General features: G+C 55.7%; 30 protein-coding genes. 13 read left to right on the top strand and 17 right to left on the bottom strand.

Features of this window, described 5'->3' with window-relative positions:
• Nucleotides 1–6: 6 nt before the first annotated feature.
• Genes HYPMC_RS05660 through HYPMC_RS05635 form a run of 6 tightly spaced genes read right to left on the bottom strand, consistent with a single transcriptional unit; the run spans nucleotide 7 to nucleotide 4,957 of the window.
• The gene (locus tag HYPMC_RS05660) at nucleotides 7–213 is read right to left on the bottom strand and encodes a hypothetical protein (protein WP_013946875.1); all 207 of its coding nucleotides are present in this window, start codon (nucleotides 211–213) and stop codon (nucleotides 7–9) included.
• On the bottom strand, nucleotides 214–2,328 hold the full coding sequence (locus HYPMC_RS05655; protein WP_013946874.1) for a hypothetical protein: 2,115 nt from the start codon (nucleotides 2,326–2,328) through the stop codon (nucleotides 214–216).
• Nucleotides 2,313–3,815 (bottom strand): phage terminase large subunit, encoded by a 1,503-nt coding sequence (locus tag HYPMC_RS05650; protein WP_013946873.1) that lies wholly within the window; start codon nucleotides 3,813–3,815, stop codon nucleotides 2,313–2,315. Before HYPMC_RS05650 ends, HYPMC_RS05655 begins: the two co-directional genes overlap by 16 nt.
• Entirely contained in the window at nucleotides 3,787–4,242 is a 456-nt protein-coding gene (locus HYPMC_RS05645; RefSeq protein ID WP_013946872.1) for a helix-turn-helix domain-containing protein, read from the bottom strand. The genes HYPMC_RS05650 and HYPMC_RS05645 overlap by 29 nt, the downstream gene beginning before the upstream one ends.
• A complete protein-coding gene (locus HYPMC_RS05640) occupies nucleotides 4,239–4,577 on the bottom strand; it encodes a hypothetical protein (protein WP_013946871.1) in 339 nt (112 codons plus the stop codon). Before HYPMC_RS05640 ends, HYPMC_RS05645 begins: the two co-directional genes overlap by 4 nt.
• A 2-nt stretch (nucleotides 4,578–4,579) precedes the next feature.
• Nucleotides 4,580–4,957 carry a hypothetical protein gene (locus tag HYPMC_RS05635; RefSeq protein ID WP_013946870.1) on the bottom strand — a complete coding sequence of 126 codons (378 nt, stop codon included), beginning with the start codon at nucleotides 4,955–4,957 and terminating at the stop codon, nucleotides 4,580–4,582.
• Between the two features lie 245 nt (nucleotides 4,958–5,202).
• Here HYPMC_RS05635 and HYPMC_RS05630 point away from each other — a divergent pair, with 245 nt between their 5' ends.
• Nucleotides 5,203–5,427, top strand: a complete 225-nt coding sequence (locus HYPMC_RS05630) for a hypothetical protein (protein ID WP_041299781.1) — start codon at nucleotides 5,203–5,205, stop codon at nucleotides 5,425–5,427.
• A 2-nt stretch (nucleotides 5,428–5,429) separates the two neighbouring features.
• Here HYPMC_RS05630 and HYPMC_RS05625 read toward each other — a convergent pair whose 3' ends face one another.
• The 9 genes from HYPMC_RS05625 to HYPMC_RS24130 form a co-directional block, all read right to left on the bottom strand.
• Complete coding sequence (locus tag HYPMC_RS05625; protein ID WP_013946867.1) at nucleotides 5,430–6,905, bottom strand: hypothetical protein; 1,476 nt, start codon at nucleotides 6,903–6,905, stop codon at nucleotides 5,430–5,432.
• Nucleotides 6,905–7,315 (bottom strand): hypothetical protein, encoded by a 411-nt coding sequence (locus tag HYPMC_RS05620; protein ID WP_013946866.1) that lies wholly within the window; start codon nucleotides 7,313–7,315, stop codon nucleotides 6,905–6,907. The genes HYPMC_RS05625 and HYPMC_RS05620 overlap by 1 nt, the downstream gene beginning before the upstream one ends.
• 1 nt (nucleotide 7,316) lies before the next feature.
• Nucleotides 7,317–7,484: an ethanolamine utilization protein EutD gene (locus HYPMC_RS05615; protein WP_013946865.1), complete on the bottom strand. Its 168-nt coding sequence runs from the start codon at nucleotides 7,482–7,484 to the stop codon at nucleotides 7,317–7,319.
• Nucleotides 7,481–8,620, bottom strand: coding sequence for a hypothetical protein (locus HYPMC_RS05610; RefSeq protein ID WP_013946864.1), 1,140 nt, complete (start codon nucleotides 8,618–8,620; stop codon nucleotides 7,481–7,483). Before HYPMC_RS05610 ends, HYPMC_RS05615 begins: the two co-directional genes overlap by 4 nt.
• Before the next feature lie 1,002 nt (nucleotides 8,621–9,622).
• Nucleotides 9,623–10,129 carry a hypothetical protein gene (locus HYPMC_RS05605; protein ID WP_041299778.1) on the bottom strand — a complete coding sequence of 169 codons (507 nt, stop codon included), beginning with the start codon at nucleotides 10,127–10,129 and terminating at the stop codon, nucleotides 9,623–9,625.
• Between the two features lie 284 nt (nucleotides 10,130–10,413).
• Nucleotides 10,414–10,668 (bottom strand): DUF2312 domain-containing protein, encoded by a 255-nt coding sequence (locus HYPMC_RS05600; protein ID WP_013946859.1) that lies wholly within the window; start codon nucleotides 10,666–10,668, stop codon nucleotides 10,414–10,416.
• Nucleotides 10,665–10,877 carry a hypothetical protein gene (locus tag HYPMC_RS05595; RefSeq protein ID WP_013946858.1) on the bottom strand — a complete coding sequence of 71 codons (213 nt, stop codon included), beginning with the start codon at nucleotides 10,875–10,877 and terminating at the stop codon, nucleotides 10,665–10,667. Before HYPMC_RS05595 ends, HYPMC_RS05600 begins: the two co-directional genes overlap by 4 nt.
• Nucleotides 10,874–11,356, bottom strand: coding sequence for a hypothetical protein (locus HYPMC_RS05590; protein WP_013946857.1), 483 nt, complete (start codon nucleotides 11,354–11,356; stop codon nucleotides 10,874–10,876). The genes HYPMC_RS05595 and HYPMC_RS05590 overlap by 4 nt, the downstream gene beginning before the upstream one ends.
• Entirely contained in the window at nucleotides 11,353–12,138 is a 786-nt protein-coding gene (locus tag HYPMC_RS24130; protein ID WP_013946856.1) for a hypothetical protein, read from the bottom strand. Before HYPMC_RS24130 ends, HYPMC_RS05590 begins: the two co-directional genes overlap by 4 nt.
• Nucleotides 12,139–12,518: 380 nt before the next feature.
• Between HYPMC_RS24130 and HYPMC_RS05580 the strand changes: the two genes are divergently transcribed.
• The gene (locus HYPMC_RS05580; RefSeq protein ID WP_013946854.1) at nucleotides 12,519–12,797 is read left to right on the top strand and encodes a hypothetical protein; all 279 of its coding nucleotides are present in this window, start codon (nucleotides 12,519–12,521) and stop codon (nucleotides 12,795–12,797) included.
• Nucleotides 12,798–12,806: 9 nt separating this feature from the next.
• On the opposite strand, the gene HYPMC_RS05575 is transcribed toward HYPMC_RS05580, so the two are convergent.
• Nucleotides 12,807–13,055: a helix-turn-helix domain-containing protein gene (locus tag HYPMC_RS05575; protein WP_244420986.1), complete on the bottom strand. Its 249-nt coding sequence runs from the start codon at nucleotides 13,053–13,055 to the stop codon at nucleotides 12,807–12,809.
• Between the two features lie 98 nt (nucleotides 13,056–13,153).
• Here HYPMC_RS05575 and HYPMC_RS05570 point away from each other — a divergent pair, with 98 nt between their 5' ends.
• Nucleotides 13,154–13,804: a LexA family transcriptional regulator gene (locus tag HYPMC_RS05570; RefSeq protein ID WP_013946852.1), complete on the top strand. Its 651-nt coding sequence runs from the start codon at nucleotides 13,154–13,156 to the stop codon at nucleotides 13,802–13,804.
• Here the strand turns inward: HYPMC_RS05570 and HYPMC_RS05565 are convergent, their stop codons facing one another.
• Complete coding sequence (locus HYPMC_RS05565) at nucleotides 13,805–14,227, bottom strand: hypothetical protein (protein ID WP_157135402.1); 423 nt, start codon at nucleotides 14,225–14,227, stop codon at nucleotides 13,805–13,807.
• A 240-nt stretch (nucleotides 14,228–14,467) separates the two neighbouring features.
• On the opposite strand from HYPMC_RS05565, the gene HYPMC_RS05560 reads away from it, so the two are divergent.
• From HYPMC_RS05560 to HYPMC_RS05515, 10 genes are all read left to right on the top strand, one after another.
• Nucleotides 14,468–14,812, top strand: coding sequence for a hypothetical protein (locus HYPMC_RS05560; protein ID WP_013946850.1), 345 nt, complete (start codon nucleotides 14,468–14,470; stop codon nucleotides 14,810–14,812).
• A complete protein-coding gene (locus HYPMC_RS05555) occupies nucleotides 14,809–15,135 on the top strand; it encodes a hypothetical protein (RefSeq protein WP_013946849.1) in 327 nt (108 codons plus the stop codon). Before HYPMC_RS05560 ends, HYPMC_RS05555 begins: the two co-directional genes overlap by 4 nt.
• 132 nt (nucleotides 15,136–15,267) lie before the next feature.
• Nucleotides 15,268–15,459 (top strand): hypothetical protein, encoded by a 192-nt coding sequence (locus HYPMC_RS05550; RefSeq protein WP_013946848.1) that lies wholly within the window; start codon nucleotides 15,268–15,270, stop codon nucleotides 15,457–15,459.
• A gap of 31 nt (nucleotides 15,460–15,490) precedes the next feature.
• Complete coding sequence (locus HYPMC_RS05545; RefSeq protein WP_013946847.1) at nucleotides 15,491–15,769, top strand: hypothetical protein; 279 nt, start codon at nucleotides 15,491–15,493, stop codon at nucleotides 15,767–15,769.
• A 2-nt stretch (nucleotides 15,770–15,771) separates the two neighbouring features.
• Nucleotides 15,772–16,173, top strand: coding sequence for a hypothetical protein (locus HYPMC_RS05540; protein ID WP_013946846.1), 402 nt, complete (start codon nucleotides 15,772–15,774; stop codon nucleotides 16,171–16,173).
• Complete coding sequence (locus HYPMC_RS05535; protein ID WP_013946845.1) at nucleotides 16,170–16,898, top strand: ERF family protein; 729 nt, start codon at nucleotides 16,170–16,172, stop codon at nucleotides 16,896–16,898. Before HYPMC_RS05540 ends, HYPMC_RS05535 begins: the two co-directional genes overlap by 4 nt.
• Nucleotides 16,899–17,064: 166 nt before the next feature.
• On the top strand, nucleotides 17,065–17,301 hold the full coding sequence (locus HYPMC_RS05530; protein WP_013946843.1) for a hypothetical protein: 237 nt from the start codon (nucleotides 17,065–17,067) through the stop codon (nucleotides 17,299–17,301).
• A complete protein-coding gene (locus HYPMC_RS05525; protein ID WP_013946842.1) occupies nucleotides 17,298–17,747 on the top strand; it encodes a hypothetical protein in 450 nt (149 codons plus the stop codon). The genes HYPMC_RS05530 and HYPMC_RS05525 overlap by 4 nt, the downstream gene beginning before the upstream one ends.
• A gap of 14 nt (nucleotides 17,748–17,761) precedes the next feature.
• Nucleotides 17,762–18,070 carry a hypothetical protein gene (locus tag HYPMC_RS05520; RefSeq protein ID WP_013946841.1) on the top strand — a complete coding sequence of 103 codons (309 nt, stop codon included), beginning with the start codon at nucleotides 17,762–17,764 and terminating at the stop codon, nucleotides 18,068–18,070.
• Between the two features lie 2 nt (nucleotides 18,071–18,072).
• Complete coding sequence (locus HYPMC_RS05515; RefSeq protein WP_013946840.1) at nucleotides 18,073–18,423, top strand: hypothetical protein; 351 nt, start codon at nucleotides 18,073–18,075, stop codon at nucleotides 18,421–18,423.
• The last annotated feature ends 64 nt before the right edge of the window (nucleotides 18,424–18,487 follow it).

The following is an 18,487-nucleotide window of genomic DNA, read 5'->3' as shown; positions in this document are numbered from 1 at the left end:
CAAGCCTTATTCCGGCTTGTAATCCTTGAGTGCATCGGGAACGTTGCCATTCTTGCCAACGACACGAGCTTTTCCGCCGCCGACGAGATCATTCTGATTGCGACCGCGGCAATGCTCATAGAACTTCGTCGCTAACGTCACGGCCTCGTCGCCCTTCGCCCCGCTCCCAACGGCAAGACGCAGGCATTCGAGCTTCATCTCTTCGTAATCCATTTACATTCCTGCGAGTTGCGGGTTGACGGGTAGGCCACCGGGCGGACCTGGCGGCGGGAGTTGTGGCTGAGCAGGAGCGCCTTGCATGGGCGATTGCTGCTGGTCTTCTGGATCGACAGGCGGCTGCGGCGGGGGGGCGCCTTCCGCGAACTGTTCGATGGTCGGCTGTGAATAGTGGAACGGGAACATTCTGAGGAACTGATCGGCCATCGCCAGATTGGGCATCTGCGGCGGTGCCGATGGCAACGGATTGCCCATCGGATCTGTCCCAGCAGGCTTTGGTGCTTCAGGCGTTGATGCTTTCATCAAGGCGGCCGCGGCCTGAGCACGCCATAGCTCGCTCTGCGCCACGTTCTTGTCGACCGTCGATGCCTGTACCAACTGTTCGAGACGTGCCATGCGCTGCTGCATCTGCGCGACCATCGGGTCTGGCTGCGTTGCCTCGTCGATCATCTTGAACAGACGATCTTTGTTCGGGGCGTTCGAGAGTTCTATCAGCACCTTGGGAGGAACGGCATTCGGGCCAAGCTGCGATAGCGTCTGCAGCAATTCCTCGTTCATGGTGATGACGTCGGGGCCTTCTTCCATGATGATGTCGACGTCGATCCTGGCGACGACGTTCTGGCTTATCATCTGGCCAGACTGCGGGTCCATGCCGTACTGGTTAAGGCCGATGAACTGCGGCGCGTCGTTCTCATCCGTGATCCGGATCCACTTCTCTGCCGTCCATGCCTGCTTGCAGCGTGCCCAGAGCTTGCGATAGACCCGCAGCTTCCAGTCTCTATTGCGCTCGAACACCGGGGACAACTCAGTCATTCCGCTGTCACGCTGCGCAAGGATCGCGCGGCCAGACTGATCTGCGATGCCGCCGCCCTTGCCGATGAGCCCTGGGTTTGGACCGAGGTTCTCTAGCGCCGACTGCGCCTGCTCAAGCAAAGCAGACTGGCCCTGAATATCGGCCGAGTGATCAATAATGCCGACATCTTTGCCCCATTCGGCGCCGTCATGCTCAATGATGCCATCTGGACGGGCGAACTGGCGTCGTGCCTCGTCGACATCCGACAGCGCACCTTTGCGGGTGTGCATCTGCTTCGTCGAGTTGAGGTGCAGGAACTTCGAGCGTCGATGGTTGATCTCGTCCTGCATCGGTTTCATGTTGCGGATCGGACCGTAACGATTGCCGCGCTCGTCGATGTAAGGCGACCACGCCACATAGGGGCAATCGGGCTTGCCTTCCTCGTCGATATAAGGCGACACGCCACTTTCTAGATCGACCTCATTGACGAAGTTGCAGTAGGCCCAGCCCATCACCATGCGGCTACCCGTCATGGCCGTGGAATTCATCAACGCCGGATGGCTCATCGGCGCAGGCACCATGCGCTTTTCCCAGAACTCGACGACACGAACTCGGCGCTGTTCAAAGTCGGCCCAAGCCGTTTGATGGTTCTGATCCGAGATCGACAATGAATTGCCAATGCTGCTGTCCATCATGCTTTCGAGCAGATCAGCCTTCGCAGGCCATTTCTCCTTGGCGTCGTCGATGTCCATCCACAGATAGAGGCCCATGTATTTGGCATCTTCGAAGTCGGGGCGCATAGACCGCGGGTCATAGAAGTAGCGATCGGCCTGGACGTGCTTCATCTCAGGCTCAAGGCCACCGGCACATGGCTTGATGCCGACGAACATCACACCGATGCCTTCGACCAAGCCATCATGCGTGCCTGATGAACCGATGAACTCCCAGCGGTTGATGTCGCAGGCATACCGCATGCCGGCCGTGGCGACATCCGCGCTCTGCTCATCGTTCGGCGTCCGGGGATAGCCTTTCGGGTCGCGGCGCATGCGCTGCTCGACGCCGACGAGGAAATCGATCTTGCGGCCAATCCTGTTGTCGAAGATCGGCGCTTGGCCACGCTTCTTCAGCTTCTTGCGTTCAGCTTCCGACCACTGTCCGATACCGTGATAATAGGCCAGCGCTTCCTGGCGCTCCTTGATCTCGAAATCCTTGTTGGTCTCGTAAGCCGTGAACCATTTGCGCATGCGACCGAGATCGGGCGTATAGGACGGCCGCGCTTGCGCCACCGCTCCATCTGTCGCCGTTACAACGTCCGCCATCCGCCTGCGTCCTCGCTATCTGCCAGTGATTTGTAGCTCTTGTCTTTTGTCATGGTCGGCGTCGGCGCTTTCTTCACCCACGGCCGCGACATGCAGGCATATCTGCCCTCGTCTCCGGCATGGTCTTCGCCATCCGTGTCGATATCTTCCGGCCGAGACTGGTCATGCTGCAACGCCGGGACTGTCCGGATGAAGTCCACGCAGTTCGAGAACGTCACCAGCATTGGCCGACCATCCTCATCCCCCTGCAGGCGCTGGCGCATCTGATCCCATCCGCCCATGGCACCGCGGGTCGAGACACGGGCATTGTCGGCGCGACGGAATACCAAGTGCCTGCGCTTCGTATGGGCTGCGTCCCGCATGCGATCATGAATGGAGGGGCCGCCGTCCTGCGTAAACGCCGCCGGATCGAGCACGCGATAGTCGATCTTCTCATTCTCAGGCTCACGCTCAAGAAGGCCGAGAGCGACCTGATCTGCCGTCAGCTTCAAACCGACGTTGGGCTTGCCCGGCATCATGCCGTACCATTCCCGGTAGCGAACAATGCAGCCGCGGGGCAGCGTGATCTTGGCTCCCAAGTTTGTCTCAGCGACAAAGTCATCACCGACAACAGCCCACCATCCGAACGAGAACGGCTTAGCCGAGCCCCAGTCGCCGGACATGAACTTGGTCCAGTCTGGCGGGATCGTGAATGGCCGGACGATATGCTTCTCGCCTGACCAGCAATCGAAGAACGCACCCTCGATGATGTCCCAATCACCGAAGCGCATGGCCTTGACCAGAGTTGACGAGCCCAGACCATGCAGCTTCATCTCATAGCCGGGGTCGTCGGAGGCCATCGACGGATTGTCGTCGAGAACGGCCCTGATGAACTGGCGCTTCATGCCGCCATCTTCAGGGCTCATGTCCCGAACGCTGTAACTCTCAGTGCCATCGACGAACGTGGATTTCACCCAAAGGTGGCCGACGTTGCCAGGGTTGGCGCCGGCGAGAATGCGCGGGAATCTGCGCTTCCAATCGTCACGAACCTTCAAGCCGACCATGCGAACGCGAGAGCGCAGAAAGCGGTACATGCTCTCGGTGAAATGCGTCAGCTCATCGAGCAGCAGGACGTGGATTTCGGCGCCCTGATACTTGTAGATGTCCTTCTCATCCTTGCAGTGACAGAGATAGATTTTCGATCCGTTCCAGAATCTTATCTCGTCATCGACAATACGAACGAAGCCGCATAGAACCCACGGAGCCAGCAAAGAGCGAAAGCCTTTCGGGCCTTCCATATGGTTCTTGATCAGGTCTTCACGAACCCGGCGAAACAGGTAAACCTGCAGGCCTGGGATGGCCGAGCACCACAACAGAGCCGCAACACGCATGAGATGCGATTTGCCGCCGCCCGCCGCCCCTCCGTAAAGAACCTCTGTCGCATCCGTCTCAAGCGCTAAGGCCTGTTTCGGATGCAGCTCAAGATTGATTTCGGGAGAGAGAGACATTCAACATCGGAGCCATCGGCTTACCATCAGGGTCTGTAAACCCGGTCTCGGTCTTGTCGCGCCACTGATCCTTACGACGGTTCTTCAGCCAGAAGATCGCAGCACCGGTGTCAGGCGGGATATGCTCGTAGGTATCGGCCCTGACAATCGTGCCCTTGTCGTTGAATACCTTCTCAGTTTTGATCGTATAACCATTGGCGCGCTGATAGAGCGAACGCTCAACACGATCATCACAAGGAGCGCCACCTATTTTTATGGCCTCCGAAAATGTTGTATGTTCCGCCTTCCATTTATAGAGAGTTGAGACAGCAACGCTGAAGAAGTCAGCCATTTCCTCATCAGTGAACCCATGCGCAGCAAGCTTTTTGGCCTGCTCAGCAAACTCAGGTTTGTACTTGGATGGGCGCCCAACTTTGCGATCTGTCACAAGTAATCCCAATAGCAGTCTGGGCCATGCAGGAAGCGAGACCTCTGCACGGCGATGAAGTCTTCAATGGGCAGGACATTCCCGAGAGCATCGGTGCCTTCCCAGCGGGTGAACCAGCGTCCGGCACAATCTGGCGTCACGATGGCCTCATAGTTGCCGGTCGATGCCTTTGAGACGTTGGCGTCTGTCCCATAGGTGTAGGTGAGCAGCTTGCCATGTGGGGCTTTGAGCTTCAGCACGACTGTTGTCGGGTCTGCGAGGTTGCCATCGCTGCCGGTGAACTGGGCCGTGAGCGTGATCGCGCCGCCGACGAAGTATTTGGAGGGCGTCATCATGGTTATGTGCTCCCTCCTGAAGCAAGACGTGAAAGCTGATGTCCAGTCGATGTTATGCGGCTGATAGGTGAGCCGCTCGATGTTCCTTCGCGGCGGTAGCCGTGAGAGCGACCCGAGGCGAGCCGAATGCGCGGCCTTATGTGCGACCGCCCAAAGAGAACGCAATCTTCAAGGACCGTTCCCTCCTGGCCGATGATGTCGATCTCGGCGGTTGAGGTAAGAACCGCGTCTGCAAGGACAATTCCGACTTCGCCTGCAAGAGCAAGCGTGCCGGTAGACGCCAGCGTGGCATTTCCGAGCGTGACGTTAAGGCTGGCAGTTAGGCCTGTTGTAACCCCCAACGGCGCGCCAATCGCGAAACCAATAGGTGCGCCGATCATTTATTTGCCCTATAAACGTTCGATTTCAGGATGCATAATCAGTTTTCGAAATAGGGGTACTCTGCCATGTTGGACATTACTGATTGCCGCCTTGCACCTTATGTTTCGAGGGCGGAAAAGATTTATGGACCCACAGAAACAGCGACGTTCATTCTCGTCCTGGTGAAAGCCAACGATCTATATTCCTCACGCCCATACATCATTAGAAAAATTGATGAATTTCTTTGTCATTTAAAGAACATGTCATGGGGAAATTACTGATGCGATCAATTCATAGGAAAATTGGAACAGAGGCTTTGAATGCAGGCCTTGAAAAGCTGATAGGCGGCTGCACGCATAGCGGCATTTCTCTCTCGTCTATTCCTCTTAATAATCTGCAGGGCGTTGTTAGCGATGTCTATATTGCCATGAGAGAGGCAGAAGACGCCGAAGATCGCGACGCTATGATCACTGAAATGTCTTCGCGATAAAGTTAGGGCACAACGCCTGTCATGGCGCCAGCAGCCGCTGTTCCGAATGAATTTGCTGATCCGGAATCCACGGTTTTTGTCGTTGTCGATGGATACTTATTGAGCCCAACGACCCATCCCGATGACCCAGATGCCGCAACGACGCCCGTATTCAGTCCCTTGAACATGTTCCCGGTAATGACATGACCGGAACCGGATCCGGATGCGCCGACGATGCCTGTATTGGAACCGTAGTTGAGGAAGAAGTTTCCTACGATCGTGGCATTCAAGCCAGGTCCGATCGCGGCTCCCACTGTGCTCGTATTATAGGCGCCAATCGTATTTCCATTGAGGACGAGATTATTGACACCTGCGTTTGAGAGATCAATCTGAGATCCTCCCGTATTGAACTGGCATCCAATGCAGCACAGGAGAGCAAGCACACCGCTCGTACTACCGCTCTGGAATATACCGGAAGTCCCGATCTGTCCGTTGAAATTGCAGGTGTTGAACGTAATTCCTTGCCAGTAGTCACCGAGGACAACCGCGTAGTCGTGATAGCTGAACGAGCAATCGAAGAAGTTGATGATCGTGATATAGCCACTGCCGCTTCCCGTCATGGTCGCATCGCCTTCGATGCGGATTCCCTGTCCCAGAGCGGATGTTACGCTATTCGTTGGAACCTTCCATTGCCCATACGTGTAGCAATGATAGAATGAAATGTTTCCCCAACCCTGCAGATGAATGCAAATTGACCAATAATGGCTACCTGTCGTATTGACCGCATAGTCATCTGGAGCGAAGACAACATCGCAAAGTAGTGATGGCTCGGAGGCGACCTGCGTCTTGCCTTTGGCCTCAAAACCGGTTCCCCCATTGGCTGCCTTCGTGACGATCGAAAACCCTTCCACACGGAAGGAATTGTGCGCATTGCCTTGCGTCAGCGAAATGCCGCCACTGCTGATTGACCAGACCAATCGCGTGAGATTGGAACCCGCACCTTTTAAGCCTAGGCAATACCTTGAGTTCGGGAGCGTAATAGCGATCCGCGACCCGAAAAGATAGTCACCGGGACCAAACTCGATGACACCGCCTGACGATCCAAGCCATGCATAGGCCGCTGCAAACGCTGTATCGCATGCCGTCGTTCCATCAGGAATGGCGCCAAAAGCTTCGATGTTGACCGTTGCGGAACTCAGATGCTCTGCTGGAACCGCGCTGGTTACATCAATCGTTCCGGCAGAGAAGCTGACTGCACTCGTACCGTTTGACCCTCCCTTGACCGTGTCGATGACAAGGGTATTTGCTGCTGAGAGATGACCTTTCGCATGCATCCATTCCGCGGCGGCTTGGTTCTGCATGAAGACCGGGAAGCGGTTCGTCGCCGAGCCATTTCCAAACGCATTATTGAATGTCTGCCGTCCATTGACAGAAGTCAGGGTATAAGGTCCGGTTCCTGTCGTCGTTGTTTGCTGATGGATGAGGTTTGAGATCGCCATTAGGCATTGCCATCCGTCAGAGAAAACGCCGTCACCGTGAAGCTCTGACCCACTGCGAATGACGTATTGTCGACCGTCATGGCCCCACCGCCGCCCGTCGCCGTCACATCGCCCTGGATGCCGCAAACCGCTCCGGAATTGTCATAGACCCTGAAATACCCAGCCGTTCCGGTGGCATCGGCAGAGAGATCCTGCCAAGTCCCGGATTTGGCCTTGCTACCTGCCGATGCCGCCGCCATCCAATCCGATGGCAAAGCAAGCGTCGCGAGGACCGTCCCGGTTTCAGCCGCTGCGCAGTTGGCCGGCGCCGAGCCGGTCAGGATCTTCAGAACCGGGCTCGTGCCGATTGTCGCTTCTATGCTGTCGAGACGAGCGTTTCTGACCGCGGTCGAAAGCTGGAGAGTAGCCAAGTCAGATCGCTTTCAAAAGAAAGCCGGCGACGGCGATCTCAAGACCGGAATGGCGGAACATCTCCAACCCGATGTTGAGATTGAAGAAGAACATTGCCAGTCCGATTCCGATAAGAACCTTGCCCGCGAACTGCGTCAGTTGTCGGATGTCGATCTGGTTGAGGTTCATGCAGCACCCCCGTTGAGGATTGCGAGAGCTCGATCACGATTGGTCGTGAGGCGGCTCGCAAGCTCGTTCACGCCGCGATGATCGTTGATCGTGTATTCCTCTCGAAGAACGCCGCCAGCCGTCGCAGCTTCATTCCGCTTGACTTGGAGCTGCCAAATGTCTTGCGGCTCTTCCTTTCCATGGATCCAGGCATCAAGGACACCAGGACGCCGGTTAAGGCCAGCTGCGAGGTAGAAGAGCGGCGCCAGCAAGAGGAACGCAATCGAGGATGCGCCCATGATGCCGGTGTTCGTGACGTCACGGTCCGTCATGGTCACGTTCTCAGTGAACTGGCCACGAACGAAGCTGATGGCTTTGAACAGGGTGTCGGTGTGGTTGACTGCCGTCGATGAGACATAGGTTGCGTCATGGGCCGAGGCACGGGCCTTATCGAGGCCACGCTGGGCAGCAACCAGCATGGCTTCATGTGAGGCGAGTTCTTCAGCCTTACCGGCCTGTTCCATGACGTCAGCAAGTTTCTGCTTTAGAGCAAGGCACTTAGGACCGCAGCCGCCGCGACGCGATTCCTGCGCAATGGCTTCCTCAAGAGCAGGCTCCTGAGCTTTAAGACCATCAGCCGATACCGTGGTGATCCACGGGTTAGCCGCTTTGAGTTCTGAAATGCGGTCGCTGAACTGCTTGATCCGGCCTTCCGCGTCCTTCACAGCATCGCGGGTGTCTTCGTATTTGGCGTTGTGAACGTCTGACTGCTGGAAGTCACCGACGCGGATCGATGCCGAGTAGCCCAGATGCGTCAGGAAGGCGACCATGCCGAGCGGAACGCAGGCAAGCGCGATCCATCCGCCAGTAGTCTTGCGGCCCTTGCGGAATTCCATAGCCGAGACGTCCGGCAGGATGCAGAACGCCAGTGCGACAAGCGCAAAGCCTGCCGCGTGCAGGACCGAGAGCGTCGAGCCGAACTGATAGGCGATACCGGCGTCAACCGAGATGGCGATGAGCGCGAGCACCCACAGCATCTGGCCGAACGGCGTGTACTGCTTCCACTGGGTTGCGAGAAACGATCCCAGGCCCACGATCACAAAGGCGAGACCGCGGGGAATGGCTGTGACCAGCTTCCAAAGTGAGGGGTTTTCCATGCGTCGATCTCCCTGGGGGAAGGGTGAAGTTTCGGACTGGTTACGAATGAGGGACCTGCGCCTTCCGCATCGACCTCGCGGCAGTGGAGGACAGACACGGCAAAACATCGCGCTTAAGCGAGGGAAGCAGCCCGGCGCGACGCGGCTACAGGTTTGGGGAGCCCCGCTCCGCTCGCCAACAGGGCGTGTTCGGGTGCAAGAGCGCGTGTCGTTGCTATCCCGTGAAGGATCACGCGAGCGGAGCGGGGATTCAGATTGTCAGGAAAGCGTGCGTCGCAAAGCGATCTCTTCGCGCAAGACGCACAACATAGCACAACGTCTCGGTGATTTGGGCCCGAACGTCAATAGGCAGCAAGCAAAGGAATGTTCAGGCAAATTTAGGCAGAGTCTTTTCTGTCACTGAGTTGAGCCGCGAAAATTGGCAATTATCCATTTGACAAACCCAACGGATGGAGTAGATTGGAATCATAGGAGATTCCACGCTGGCGCGGCAGGTGAAGAAACTTGAGCCATTGCCTCTAGCATATTGATTGTGCGGTCAAGTTCATCCCGCTTCGCGCGCAGGTCCGCGATGACAGCAGCATAATTGGCTGTTGAAATTGACTCTGTGCCCATGGCTGAGTCCTCCGGTTTGTAGTAGAAAGATGGGAACGGGCAGCCTTTTGGCACCCGTTCCCCTATGCTCGCTAGAGCAGGGTTATTTTTTCTGCGTCATCTTCTTTGCTTCCTCCTTTGTCCTGTCCAGGGATCGGGATACGCCAGGAACTGACGCATGGGCCCGTAACAACGGCTCACCAGGCGACTTGAGGATCACGACTCCTCTTGTCGCCTTTTCCATTCAATCGAAGCAAACGGCGGTTCTGTCAACTCACACCGGGAACTGTCTCAGTTGCTGGGCATAGACGAAGGAGCGGCGAGCCGGTTGCGGCAAGAGATCGAACCACACTTGCAACTGACCAAGGTCGGCAAGCAACTGAGGATAGCTCTCAGGGCTTAGGCAAATCAGAGGGCGGGTCTCCGGGCTCGCCCTTTTTCATTGGTGAGCCCCCAGAACTCCGCCAGCACGTCGAGCCCTTCATAGACCAGGACAAGACCCTGGGCCCGGGCGATCTTCGCAGTCCCTACAGAGCGCCACTTCCTGCCGACGTCTTCCAATGACGCCCCCATGATGATGTCTACCAAGGCCAGCCATTCCCTTGGGCGAAGCATCTGCTGGGCCTGTGCGAGCTTCTGGGCATAGTAGGTGCGAGGATATTCGCAGTCGGGATGTCCACCGCCCTCATCCGTTCCCATGCGAACGTCGGCGCCCTGAGCGCCATGCCAGGTCTTTTCGAGCTTCTCTGCCGCCTTCAGATGGCACCAATCGATCTCACCTCGGCTGTAGAGGTTTTCGAAGACCGAGATCTTGCGCCATGCGCGCCGGTTCGTATTCTGGTCCACACGCGGCGGCTCGTATGTGTCGCGTCGGATTTGTTCCCGTGTCGGGCTGAGCGCTGCGTCTTCCATCATGGTTTCCTTTTCACTGGACGCGTACGCTTAGATTTCTTCTGCCTTATGCGGGCTGAGCTATCGAGGCCGTAGCCTGGTATGCGTTCAAGTTTTCCGTCTTTGAGTCTAAAGCCGCGAAGCTTGATCTTATGTCCCGGCATCTGTTTGCCTTCCTCTCAATCCAAGCTGCCACGTAACCGTAAACGTCCGCCTCGCTGAGATTGAACTCGGCAGCGATCGCAAACGTATCGAAGCCATGATGCAGAGAATACGGATGTTTGAGGCTTGATGTGCGGTGATTGCCATTACTCCGCAGCCTCCGCGTATCTCGTCGTCAACCCGACCTCAGTTCTGAAAAGACAAAGCTGTTCCTCGTCTTCGTAGAGCTTTTCGCGCTTGTCGGATTCCATAACCATTTCGCGAGCCACCTTACGAAGTGCACGGACGTTAATGCCCGCGTCTTTGGCAGATCCGATGAGATCTTTCACCCGTTCCTGGACGCTCGCCAGCTCGCGGAGATTATCTGCAAGCTCTCTTGCGTAAGCGACGATCTGAGTCATGGCGTCACCTGATCATCGATCCGCTGCTCAATTGTGCGCTTTTCAAGCGAGCGCTTCAGAGGAAGTTCTGCGATTTTCTTTCCGCCGCGCGGGTCTGGCGCCAAATAAACAAGGCGCGCTGGCGAACTTTCTAATGCCCAGCACGATTGTGAAATGCCCTTCGACGTCATCTTTTCGGTGATGACCTGCATTGCCTGATCTTTCGTCATGCTGCTTCCCCTTTGCGTTTACGGATCGGAACAATCTTTCCATCCTTGTCCGTGACTTCCATTCCCCAAGGCGCCGAGACATCAACCGTCCCACCAATCGGGCAGCGATCAACGATGGCATCGAAGCTGTTTCCGACGAGAAGCGATGAATTGAACGACGCCATCAACTGCTTCGCCGTTGCCTCGTCCACGGAAGGCTTGTCGAGGTCTTCGGAAAGTTTCTGGTGCTCTGGCGCCGACCGCGGCGAGCGCTCGTAGGCGACGTTCCGGCAGTGCTTCACGCACTCACCAAGCGATGGCCAGGAGGCGTAGACGTGCTCGCGCATCACGCGGTCAATCGCTTCGTCGAGGATCGATTCCGAGAAGCCCTTCAGCGCCTTTCCGAATTCTTCGTACAGGGCGTCCGGGTCGGGAACGCTTGGCGGTCCGAAGACGTTGAGAAGCCGTTTTACGACCTTCGTGAAGACGACTTGGCTCATGCGCTCATCTCCGCGATCCTCGCGTTGAGACGCGCCAATTCCGCTTGGCCGGCGGCGACCCTGGCATTGACGACCTGAGCGCGTTGCGGACGGATCGGAGCGGTTGCGAAGGTTTTCAGCGTCCAGTTCTGCCAGGTCTTCCGCCAATCGACCTTCGTGGCCTTCTGGCCGGCCAGCGATTGCCAGTAGTTTGCGAAGATCAGGGCTTCGCGCTGGACCGTCTCAGGCGTCGAGCACGGGCAGTTGACGAGGGTCCATTGCCGCCAGTCCTCCGGCAACTCCCAATCGTTCGGCAAACGAGATCCTCGTGATCCGACGTTTGCAGGCTTGGTTTTCGATGATGGGGGCCTACGAAGTAGGGGGGTAATATTTTCTAGAATAACTACTTCCGAAGGAAGTTCCTTAGTGGCGCGTGTAGTTATATCCGTGTGCGCGTGAGAGTCCGGTACGCAATTTTGCGTGGTTTCAGTACGCAGATTTGCGGGTTTTTCTACGCAGATTTGCGGGACTACGCAGTCGTGCGTACCGCAGTTTTGCGTACCCGCAGATTTGCGTAGTTGGCGATATTTACGCAGTTCTGCGTAGTGACGTTCAACGGTGCGCACCGGCTTCTTGACGACGGCTGCGATCTCTTCCGCGCCGCGCGCTCCGATCGCTTCTGCGATGGCCGCAAATTTTCCACCGTCGGAAAGATCGCTGTTGAGAATTGCCTTTATCTTGACATGCAAATCACTGACTGTGTTGCCGTTGACAGCATCTTCGTGTAGCGTCTGTTCTGTCATCTAAGTAAAACCCCCATGTGAGTTTGAGAGCCTCAGCCTGCCGGTTTGAGGCTCTCAGTTTTTGTGCCGTGGCGACGTGATTTGCGGGCCAATGAGTCACTCCCCCGAAAGGGAACCGATGATCTCCCCGATCACGTCTCTCTGCGTTAGTAGGACCCACGGCGGCCCCCTGAGGTATGAGATCACCGGCAAAACGCTTACGGCAGGGACGACGTCGAACGCATGCCCTTAGGCTCCAAGGAGCGGGTGACCCTACCGCCAGTTTCCAGCGGCTAGCCTTAGGCACAACGCATCGTCCCGGCGGTAACCGCCAGCCAACTCACGCAACGCGAACTGAACTAGAAACTCGTGTAAGGTCAGGCCCTCAACTGGAGGGACCTATGACGCCGGAACAAACAGCAATTCACGCACTCAACGACGCGATGCAGCAGGTGCTCGCAAAACTTACCGCGCACGACATTCTCATCCGGGATCTGACGGCGCTGGTTTACGAACGAACAGGGATGAGCCGGGCAGAAATCTCGAAGCGGCACGAGCTAATCCGGAAAAACGCTGACGAGGCTCCTGTTGAGCCGCAATTTGCCGATCCAGTTGCCGGATGGATTCATCTAGTTCTCGATGAAGTCGAGAACACCATTCGTAAGGACCCTCTCGCTTAGCTGTCTCGGTCATGCCGCCCGCTCCGAAGGTCGATGCTTAGGGTTTGTGGGGGGCGGTCCGTAAATGTCAGGGCGAAGCTCGTATCGAGTGATGCCGGTCAGCTTCTCAATTGCGAGAACGTGTTCAGGGGGGACGACGCGTCCCTTCCATTGCTCTACGGCCTGGCGCGTGATGCCGAGGGCCCGCGCGAGTTTCGTCGAGCCGCCTGCCTTCGAAATTGCTGATGCGATTGCGTTCATGGCAAACCGATATGCCACGAAATTTTCTTGCCCGCAAGAATTTCTTGCGGCTTGTCCACGACTGAGCAATATTATCTTGCGTTGTGCACTTGCCCCGTGAACTTTATTCGCGGAGTATGGTTTCCATCGCAAAGATCATCAGCGACGCCCTCGACGCTCAGAAGATGAGCCACGAGGATTTGGCACGTAGGCTGAAGGTGTCGCGTCAGGCAGTCAGCGCGTGGATCAACGGCAAGAACGGCCCGAAAAGAGCGCGCGCTGTTGCAGTTGCGAAGATTTTGAAAATTGATGTCGGACTTCTAGATCCATTTGCTCAAGCTGCAAAGATCATTGACACTGTTACTTCGGAGTCGCATAAAATTCCTCTGTTACGCATAGAAAAAACCATTTTAAAAACGGGGGCCGCGCTCGATCTCCAAAGTAGTTTGCGCGCGTATGCGGTGGATATGCTTGCTGTACCAGAGTCTTTAAAGGAATGCTTTGCGGTATCTATTGGCGACAACTCTATGAAACCTCTATATCAAGAGGGAGATATTTGCATTGTTGACCCGTCAATCGGTCCAAACGAAAACGACGCTGTCGTAGTAAGCTTCCCCGGAAAGGCGCTTGTCCTAAGAACTTATGTGCCTCGGGGCGCCGACAGTTCTGGCGCCACCGCATATGACCTTCAGACGCCCAACGCCGACTATAAGACGCTGACAGTCAATTCTTCGCATCCTGCCGATCTGCTTGGCGTGGTGGTCGAATACAGGCGCAAGCTGCGCTGATCATTTTCCCGAGAGCTGGTATTGCAACCAGTTCGTTTGCTCCGTCAAAAGATTAGAGCTTCGCAAGTATTGTCCATCGCCGACCTGCACATATCCTGACCCATCATTAAACTGGCAGACCCAATTGAGCCTGTCGGCAACTTGGCAATTGTCGTACCTGATCGGAAATAGGCCGAGCGCAAACACGCGCTGATGTTCAAAATCTATCCGATAAGAGGCTGACGATATTAAAATCGAGCCGCCTCCGTCCTTGCATTGACGGAAGGTTTGGGGCTTCGGCTGAGTGCTCAGCGGGCTGCACGTCTGATCGTAAATCGTGATGTAATCGCCTTTATTGCTGGCAAAATAGTTGTCATAAGCGAAGTACGCTCCGGCCGCCAACAGCGCCGCCATTGCCAGACACCCAAAGCCATCGTCTGCCATTTTCGCCCCCATCAAATCAGTGGACAACAACTACCCTCAAAAAAATTCGTCCACACCCGCAAGAAATTCTTGCGTGCAAGTAAATCTTGCGCTAATGATTTTGACATCGACCTCAGTCCGGATGTCTGACACTTCCTCCCGTCTCACTCGGAACCTTGTCGATGCTGCTGCCGAGAGCCCCAAGCGGCTCGCAATGATGCTGATTACCCTCTCTCGGCAGCAGCGCCCTTGAAATTCGGAATGCTGGCAGCGGGGGTTCAGACCGCCAGCACAACGCCAGACGGGAACGAGATTGAGGGACGTGTATGGGTCGCGGGTCTCGCTCTCGTCTGGCTGATCTTCAAAAGAAGGACGCACACGGTGGATAAGGGGCAATTTTTCAAACATGAATTTCACGTTCTGCCTGCGCTAGATGGAGGTTTCATCGTGACGCTTGGCAGCGAATACAAAGGCTTCACAAGCCGCGAAGGTTACGAAGGCTGGAGCCAAGATCGCTGGGCATTCTCATCCGTCGATGACCTTCTGATCTTTCTCAACGATCAGGTGTTGCGCGAAGATACGCGCCAAAATGGAGACGTGTCATGAACGCCTCCGGCGGAACAATGGAATTCTATGACGTCGGGTATCCGACTGAACTCGGTGAGTGTGGCGCCTTCCAAGGGTCGTTCGATTTTGACCGTAACGGCGACATCATCGAGTTCACGGTTGAAGCTCTGGCACATGGCCAGAAAGATCGCCGCTTCATCATGCCGGTTGGGAACGGGCCTTTCACGGGCGACATGCTCTTTGCCTACAATCTCGGAAACCAAATCCGCGCTGCTTACGATCGCGAGATCAAAGACGCGATGTGGGACATTGACGTCTCATCGCGTGAGCAGGAATGGAACCGCGATGAGGCTGCGGAATGAGCCTCATCGCTGCATTCATCGTCGGCATTGCCTTCGCCTGCGTCGTGTTCATTGCGGCCACTTACATTCTTGATCGTCTGTACGGACCTGCAGGACGCGACGACTAACCCTTTCAGTTTCGGAGTTTTGTGCATGCGGAAGAACAAGCGCCTTCTCACGTATCAGGAGCGCTCTGATCGCAACTTGATGTGGTTCACGGCTGCCGTCGCATTCGTTGTTTGCGTGGTGATTTACGTCTTACCGAGCGGACTGGAAGAATGGAACGGCGACCCTTCAGAACAGCACTCGCAATCGCTTTTGCAGCAAATGGCTTCGTACTTCTGATCGCGTTGGCAATGTATCTCGGGGGATGAAAATGAAATATCGCAAGAAGCCTGTTGTTATAGAGGCATGGCAATTCACCTTTCCTGCACCCGTCGGGTCGCTGCCGAGTTGGCTAGCTGCGGCTATGGAGAATCAGCGCGCGTGGCTTGGTCAGCGCGGTGACAACAATCAAACATGCATGATCATCAGAACGCTTGAGGGTGATCATAGAGCCGATCTCAACGATTGGATAATTCGCGGCGTCAAGGGTGAGCTTTACCCATGCAAGCCTGACATTTTCGAGGCGACCTATGAACCTGTTGAGGGCTGACAATGACCAAGCCTTCCTGGAGCTTCAAAGACGTTCTCTCATCTGTTCCGAAGACAGAGCCGCCGTCTGGGCTCATTGCTTCGGTCGTCAAACGTCTTCCAATCGATACGGCTGCAAAAGCTGCGAAGCGCGCAAACGACCGTGTCGTTGTTGCTGAAGGCGATGTGGAACGCGCCAAGATCGCACTCGAGCAAGTGATCGCAGAGAACGCCGAGCGTCTGTCAACTCATCAAGCCTATCTCGTCAATCGAGAGAAGGCTTTGGAAGAAGCAAACGAAGACCTAGTCAAAGCGCAACTGAACTTCATGAACGAAGCAAAGGAAGCCGGAGCGCTTGAGCGAACTGGACCGTTGCTGAGCTTCCTTGCGGCAATTGAAGAGCAATCGAAGGGCGACGGCAAATGACATTCGGAACAGGCATTGAGAAAATTCCGCAATCGATCGTGCGCGCGCTTTGCGCCGTACAGGCGTCAGTCGATGCAGTTGCAAAGACCCAGTACAATAAGCAGGGCGGCTATAAGTTCGCCTCTACAGACGACATCTACGCTGCAGTGGCGCGGAAGTTCGGCGAGGTCGGTCTTACGATCCTTCCGCTGGAACTGTCACAGCCAGAGATTCAGCGCGTCGAGAAGACGGACAGCAACGGCGAGTTGAAGGTATCGCAATGGGGAAAGTTCCATTTCGGATTCGTTCTCGCCACGGAAGACGACACCTGGTTCGATGAACGTCTGAGCCGCGCAATTTTCATTCAGATCCTCGGACCGCAAACGTTTAATGCAGCGGAGAGCTATTGCCAGAAGCAGTTTCTTCGCGGCGTCCTAAAGCTTCCGACGGGAGACATGGACCTCGACGGCATGCCTCAGTCAGAAACCGAGGAAGGCCAAATCGCGCTCGTCGGCGGCGGCAAGCGCAAGTCCTCATCGTCGGCGAAGAAGGACGGCACTGACAAGGTCTTCAACGAAATCAAGAACGACATCCAGACCGCGATCAATCGGGAAATGCTGATGCATATCCGCGAGACGCGCGCCGACGAATGGAACGCCATGCCGCGCGCCTGGGTCGAACTTCTCGAACACGAATACGAAGACCGCATGGAGAGCTTCGGATCACATCGTGAGGCCGCCGAATGACCCATCACGCCAGCTTACTCGCTCTGTTCCTTCTCTTCGTTATCGCAGCAATTCTGATCTCAGAATGGGCTCATCAAATGGACAGAGAGCAATCCATCAGACCGCGTCTCGTGCGTACCATCATGATCGATACAGATGCTGAGATCGAAACGAAGAGAGGCTGGGAATGACCGACCCTATTGATCGTCTCCAGGCCATCAAAGAACGTCTCGAACTCTTAATGGACGGAGAGATGCAAAGAGCTGCGAAGCTCGATGGAGAGATTTCAAAGCTTGAGCTTGAGGTCGTCATGGCATCCGCTCTAGCGGCTCTCAAAGCAGCATCTTCGGATTGTCGCCACGAGCGCGTAAGGGTGCAGGTCAACGGCGCGAGAGACCTTCTACAGAAGGCTCTGAGCGCATGACGCTTCAAAAGCACGAATACGGCAACTGGAAGCCCAAGAAAGCCGACAAGCTGAAGGCGAAGCTTCGCGACAAGCACGATGACCGCGATGGCAACTCAAGCCATCACCTTGCCGCTTTGAGGCTTTGCCCCTGCGTGATTTCTCTGCGCACCCCGGCCGGTGAAGCTCATCATATCAAGGCCCATACCGGCGAACGTGGTGTTGGCATGCGGTCGAGCGACCGTTGGGCACTCCCGATTACGCGCGTTTATCACGACTCCGTTGAGAGGGTTGGGTCTCGCAATGAAATGCGCTGGTTTGCTGAGAACGGAATTTCCGAACCTCACGAACTCGCTGCAGCTCTCTGGGCTGTTCGCCCAACAGATGGATCAGCAAAAGCAATGAAGATGGCGGTCACTGCAATGACGAAGATCATCATTGCAAACCATAAGAAGTTAGAGCGCTAGAAGGACCTATAGGAATGACCGAAGAAGAAATTGAAGCCGGTCGAAGCGCGAAAGGCGGCTTTACCAAAGAGCAGCTTGCGAAATGGGGTGTTCCTTGGCCTGCACCTAAAGGATGGAAAGCTGCACTTTTGGCCGGAGAGACGATGCAATCTGCAGGATTGCAGAACCTCGAACCGAGCCCGATCAGGCCCAATGTCAGCGCACATGATCTGCTGCGCAAAGTTGTTCTCGCCGTCGTCGAGCGCGGACACGCCAGCGACCTCTACGAGTTTGATGATGTGCTTGCGTATTTCGGATCAAGAAATCCAGATCGGGACCTATAGGAATGCCAGAGAAAGAGACGAGATTTACGCCGGGGCCCTGGTTCGTCAGTGGCGTTCGCTTTCGTATGAACGGAAATGATTGGCATTCTATCAACCGCTACAACGACGAAAAGTTGAAAGATGAAAACATTGCCTGTGTCGGTTTTGACCCGAGAACTGGCTTAGGATTTCACGACGCAAAACTCATAGCAGCAGCGCCTGATCTCTATGAGGCTCTGAATAACCTCGTCGCTACAGTTCTTGATTACGAGCGCGTGAACAATCTGTCTCCTGCTCCCGGTCGGAAGTGCTGCTGGGATGCGACCGAACACGCGATCAACGCTCTCTCCAAAGCCCTCGGAGAAACCCCATGATGACGTCAGAGAGGAAAGACGGGAGAGACCTCCCAATGACAGGAAGTTAGGGGAACGGCTCAGC

The organism is Hyphomicrobium sp. MC1 (assembly GCF_000253295.1).
In the GTDB taxonomy this organism is placed as follows: domain Bacteria; phylum Pseudomonadota; class Alphaproteobacteria; order Rhizobiales; family Hyphomicrobiaceae; genus Hyphomicrobium_B.
Note: the sequence above shows the minus strand (reverse complement) of the source record. Positions and strands in the feature narration are given on the sequence as shown.

Bases quoted from the DNA above. Each gene is read 5' to 3' on its own strand.
- HYPMC_RS05660 (WP_013946875.1), bottom strand. From the start codon at position 213: ATGGATTACGAAGAGATGAAGCTCGAATGCCTGCGTCTTGCCGTTGGG.
- HYPMC_RS05655 (WP_013946874.1), bottom strand. From the start codon at position 2,328: ATGGCGGACGTTGTAACGGCGACAGATGGAGCGGTGGCGCAAGCGCGG.
- HYPMC_RS05650 (WP_013946873.1), bottom strand. From the start codon at position 3,815: ATGTCTCTCTCTCCCGAAATCAATCTTGAGCTGCATCCGAAACAGGCC.
- HYPMC_RS05640 (WP_013946871.1), bottom strand. From the start codon at position 4,577: ATGATGACGCCCTCCAAATACTTCGTCGGCGGCGCGATCACGCTCACG.
- HYPMC_RS05635 (WP_013946870.1), bottom strand. From the start codon at position 4,957: ATGATCGGCGCACCTATTGGTTTCGCGATTGGCGCGCCGTTGGGGGTT.
- HYPMC_RS05630 (WP_041299781.1), top strand. From the start codon at position 5,203: ATGGGGAAATTACTGATGCGATCAATTCATAGGAAAATTGGAACAGAG.
- HYPMC_RS05625 (WP_013946867.1), bottom strand. From the start codon at position 6,905: ATGGCGATCTCAAACCTCATCCATCAGCAAACAACGACGACAGGAACC.
- HYPMC_RS05615 (WP_013946865.1), bottom strand. From the start codon at position 7,484: ATGAACCTCAACCAGATCGACATCCGACAACTGACGCAGTTCGCGGGC.
- HYPMC_RS05610 (WP_013946864.1), bottom strand. From the start codon at position 8,620: ATGGAAAACCCCTCACTTTGGAAGCTGGTCACAGCCATTCCCCGCGGT.
- HYPMC_RS05605 (WP_041299778.1), bottom strand. From the start codon at position 10,129: ATGATGGAAGACGCAGCGCTCAGCCCGACACGGGAACAAATCCGACGC.
- HYPMC_RS05600 (WP_013946859.1), bottom strand. From the start codon at position 10,668: ATGACTCAGATCGTCGCTTACGCAAGAGAGCTTGCAGATAATCTCCGC.
- HYPMC_RS05595 (WP_013946858.1), bottom strand. From the start codon at position 10,877: ATGACGAAAGATCAGGCAATGCAGGTCATCACCGAAAAGATGACGTCG.
- HYPMC_RS05590 (WP_013946857.1), bottom strand. From the start codon at position 11,356: ATGAGCCAAGTCGTCTTCACGAAGGTCGTAAAACGGCTTCTCAACGTC.
- HYPMC_RS24130 (WP_013946856.1), bottom strand. From the start codon at position 12,138: ATGACAGAACAGACGCTACACGAAGATGCTGTCAACGGCAACACAGTC.
- HYPMC_RS05580 (WP_013946854.1), top strand. From the start codon at position 12,519: ATGACGCCGGAACAAACAGCAATTCACGCACTCAACGACGCGATGCAG.
- HYPMC_RS05570 (WP_013946852.1), top strand. From the start codon at position 13,154: ATGGTTTCCATCGCAAAGATCATCAGCGACGCCCTCGACGCTCAGAAG.
- HYPMC_RS05565 (WP_157135402.1), bottom strand. From the start codon at position 14,227: ATGGCAGACGATGGCTTTGGGTGTCTGGCAATGGCGGCGCTGTTGGCG.
- HYPMC_RS05560 (WP_013946850.1), top strand. From the start codon at position 14,468: ATGCTGGCAGCGGGGGTTCAGACCGCCAGCACAACGCCAGACGGGAAC.
- HYPMC_RS05555 (WP_013946849.1), top strand. From the start codon at position 14,809: ATGAACGCCTCCGGCGGAACAATGGAATTCTATGACGTCGGGTATCCG.
- HYPMC_RS05550 (WP_013946848.1), top strand. From the start codon at position 15,268: ATGCGGAAGAACAAGCGCCTTCTCACGTATCAGGAGCGCTCTGATCGC.
- HYPMC_RS05545 (WP_013946847.1), top strand. From the start codon at position 15,491: ATGAAATATCGCAAGAAGCCTGTTGTTATAGAGGCATGGCAATTCACC.
- HYPMC_RS05540 (WP_013946846.1), top strand. From the start codon at position 15,772: ATGACCAAGCCTTCCTGGAGCTTCAAAGACGTTCTCTCATCTGTTCCG.
- HYPMC_RS05535 (WP_013946845.1), top strand. From the start codon at position 16,170: ATGACATTCGGAACAGGCATTGAGAAAATTCCGCAATCGATCGTGCGC.
- HYPMC_RS05530 (WP_013946843.1), top strand. From the start codon at position 17,065: ATGACCGACCCTATTGATCGTCTCCAGGCCATCAAAGAACGTCTCGAA.
- HYPMC_RS05525 (WP_013946842.1), top strand. From the start codon at position 17,298: ATGACGCTTCAAAAGCACGAATACGGCAACTGGAAGCCCAAGAAAGCC.
- HYPMC_RS05520 (WP_013946841.1), top strand. From the start codon at position 17,762: ATGACCGAAGAAGAAATTGAAGCCGGTCGAAGCGCGAAAGGCGGCTTT.
- HYPMC_RS05515 (WP_013946840.1), top strand. From the start codon at position 18,073: ATGCCAGAGAAAGAGACGAGATTTACGCCGGGGCCCTGGTTCGTCAGT.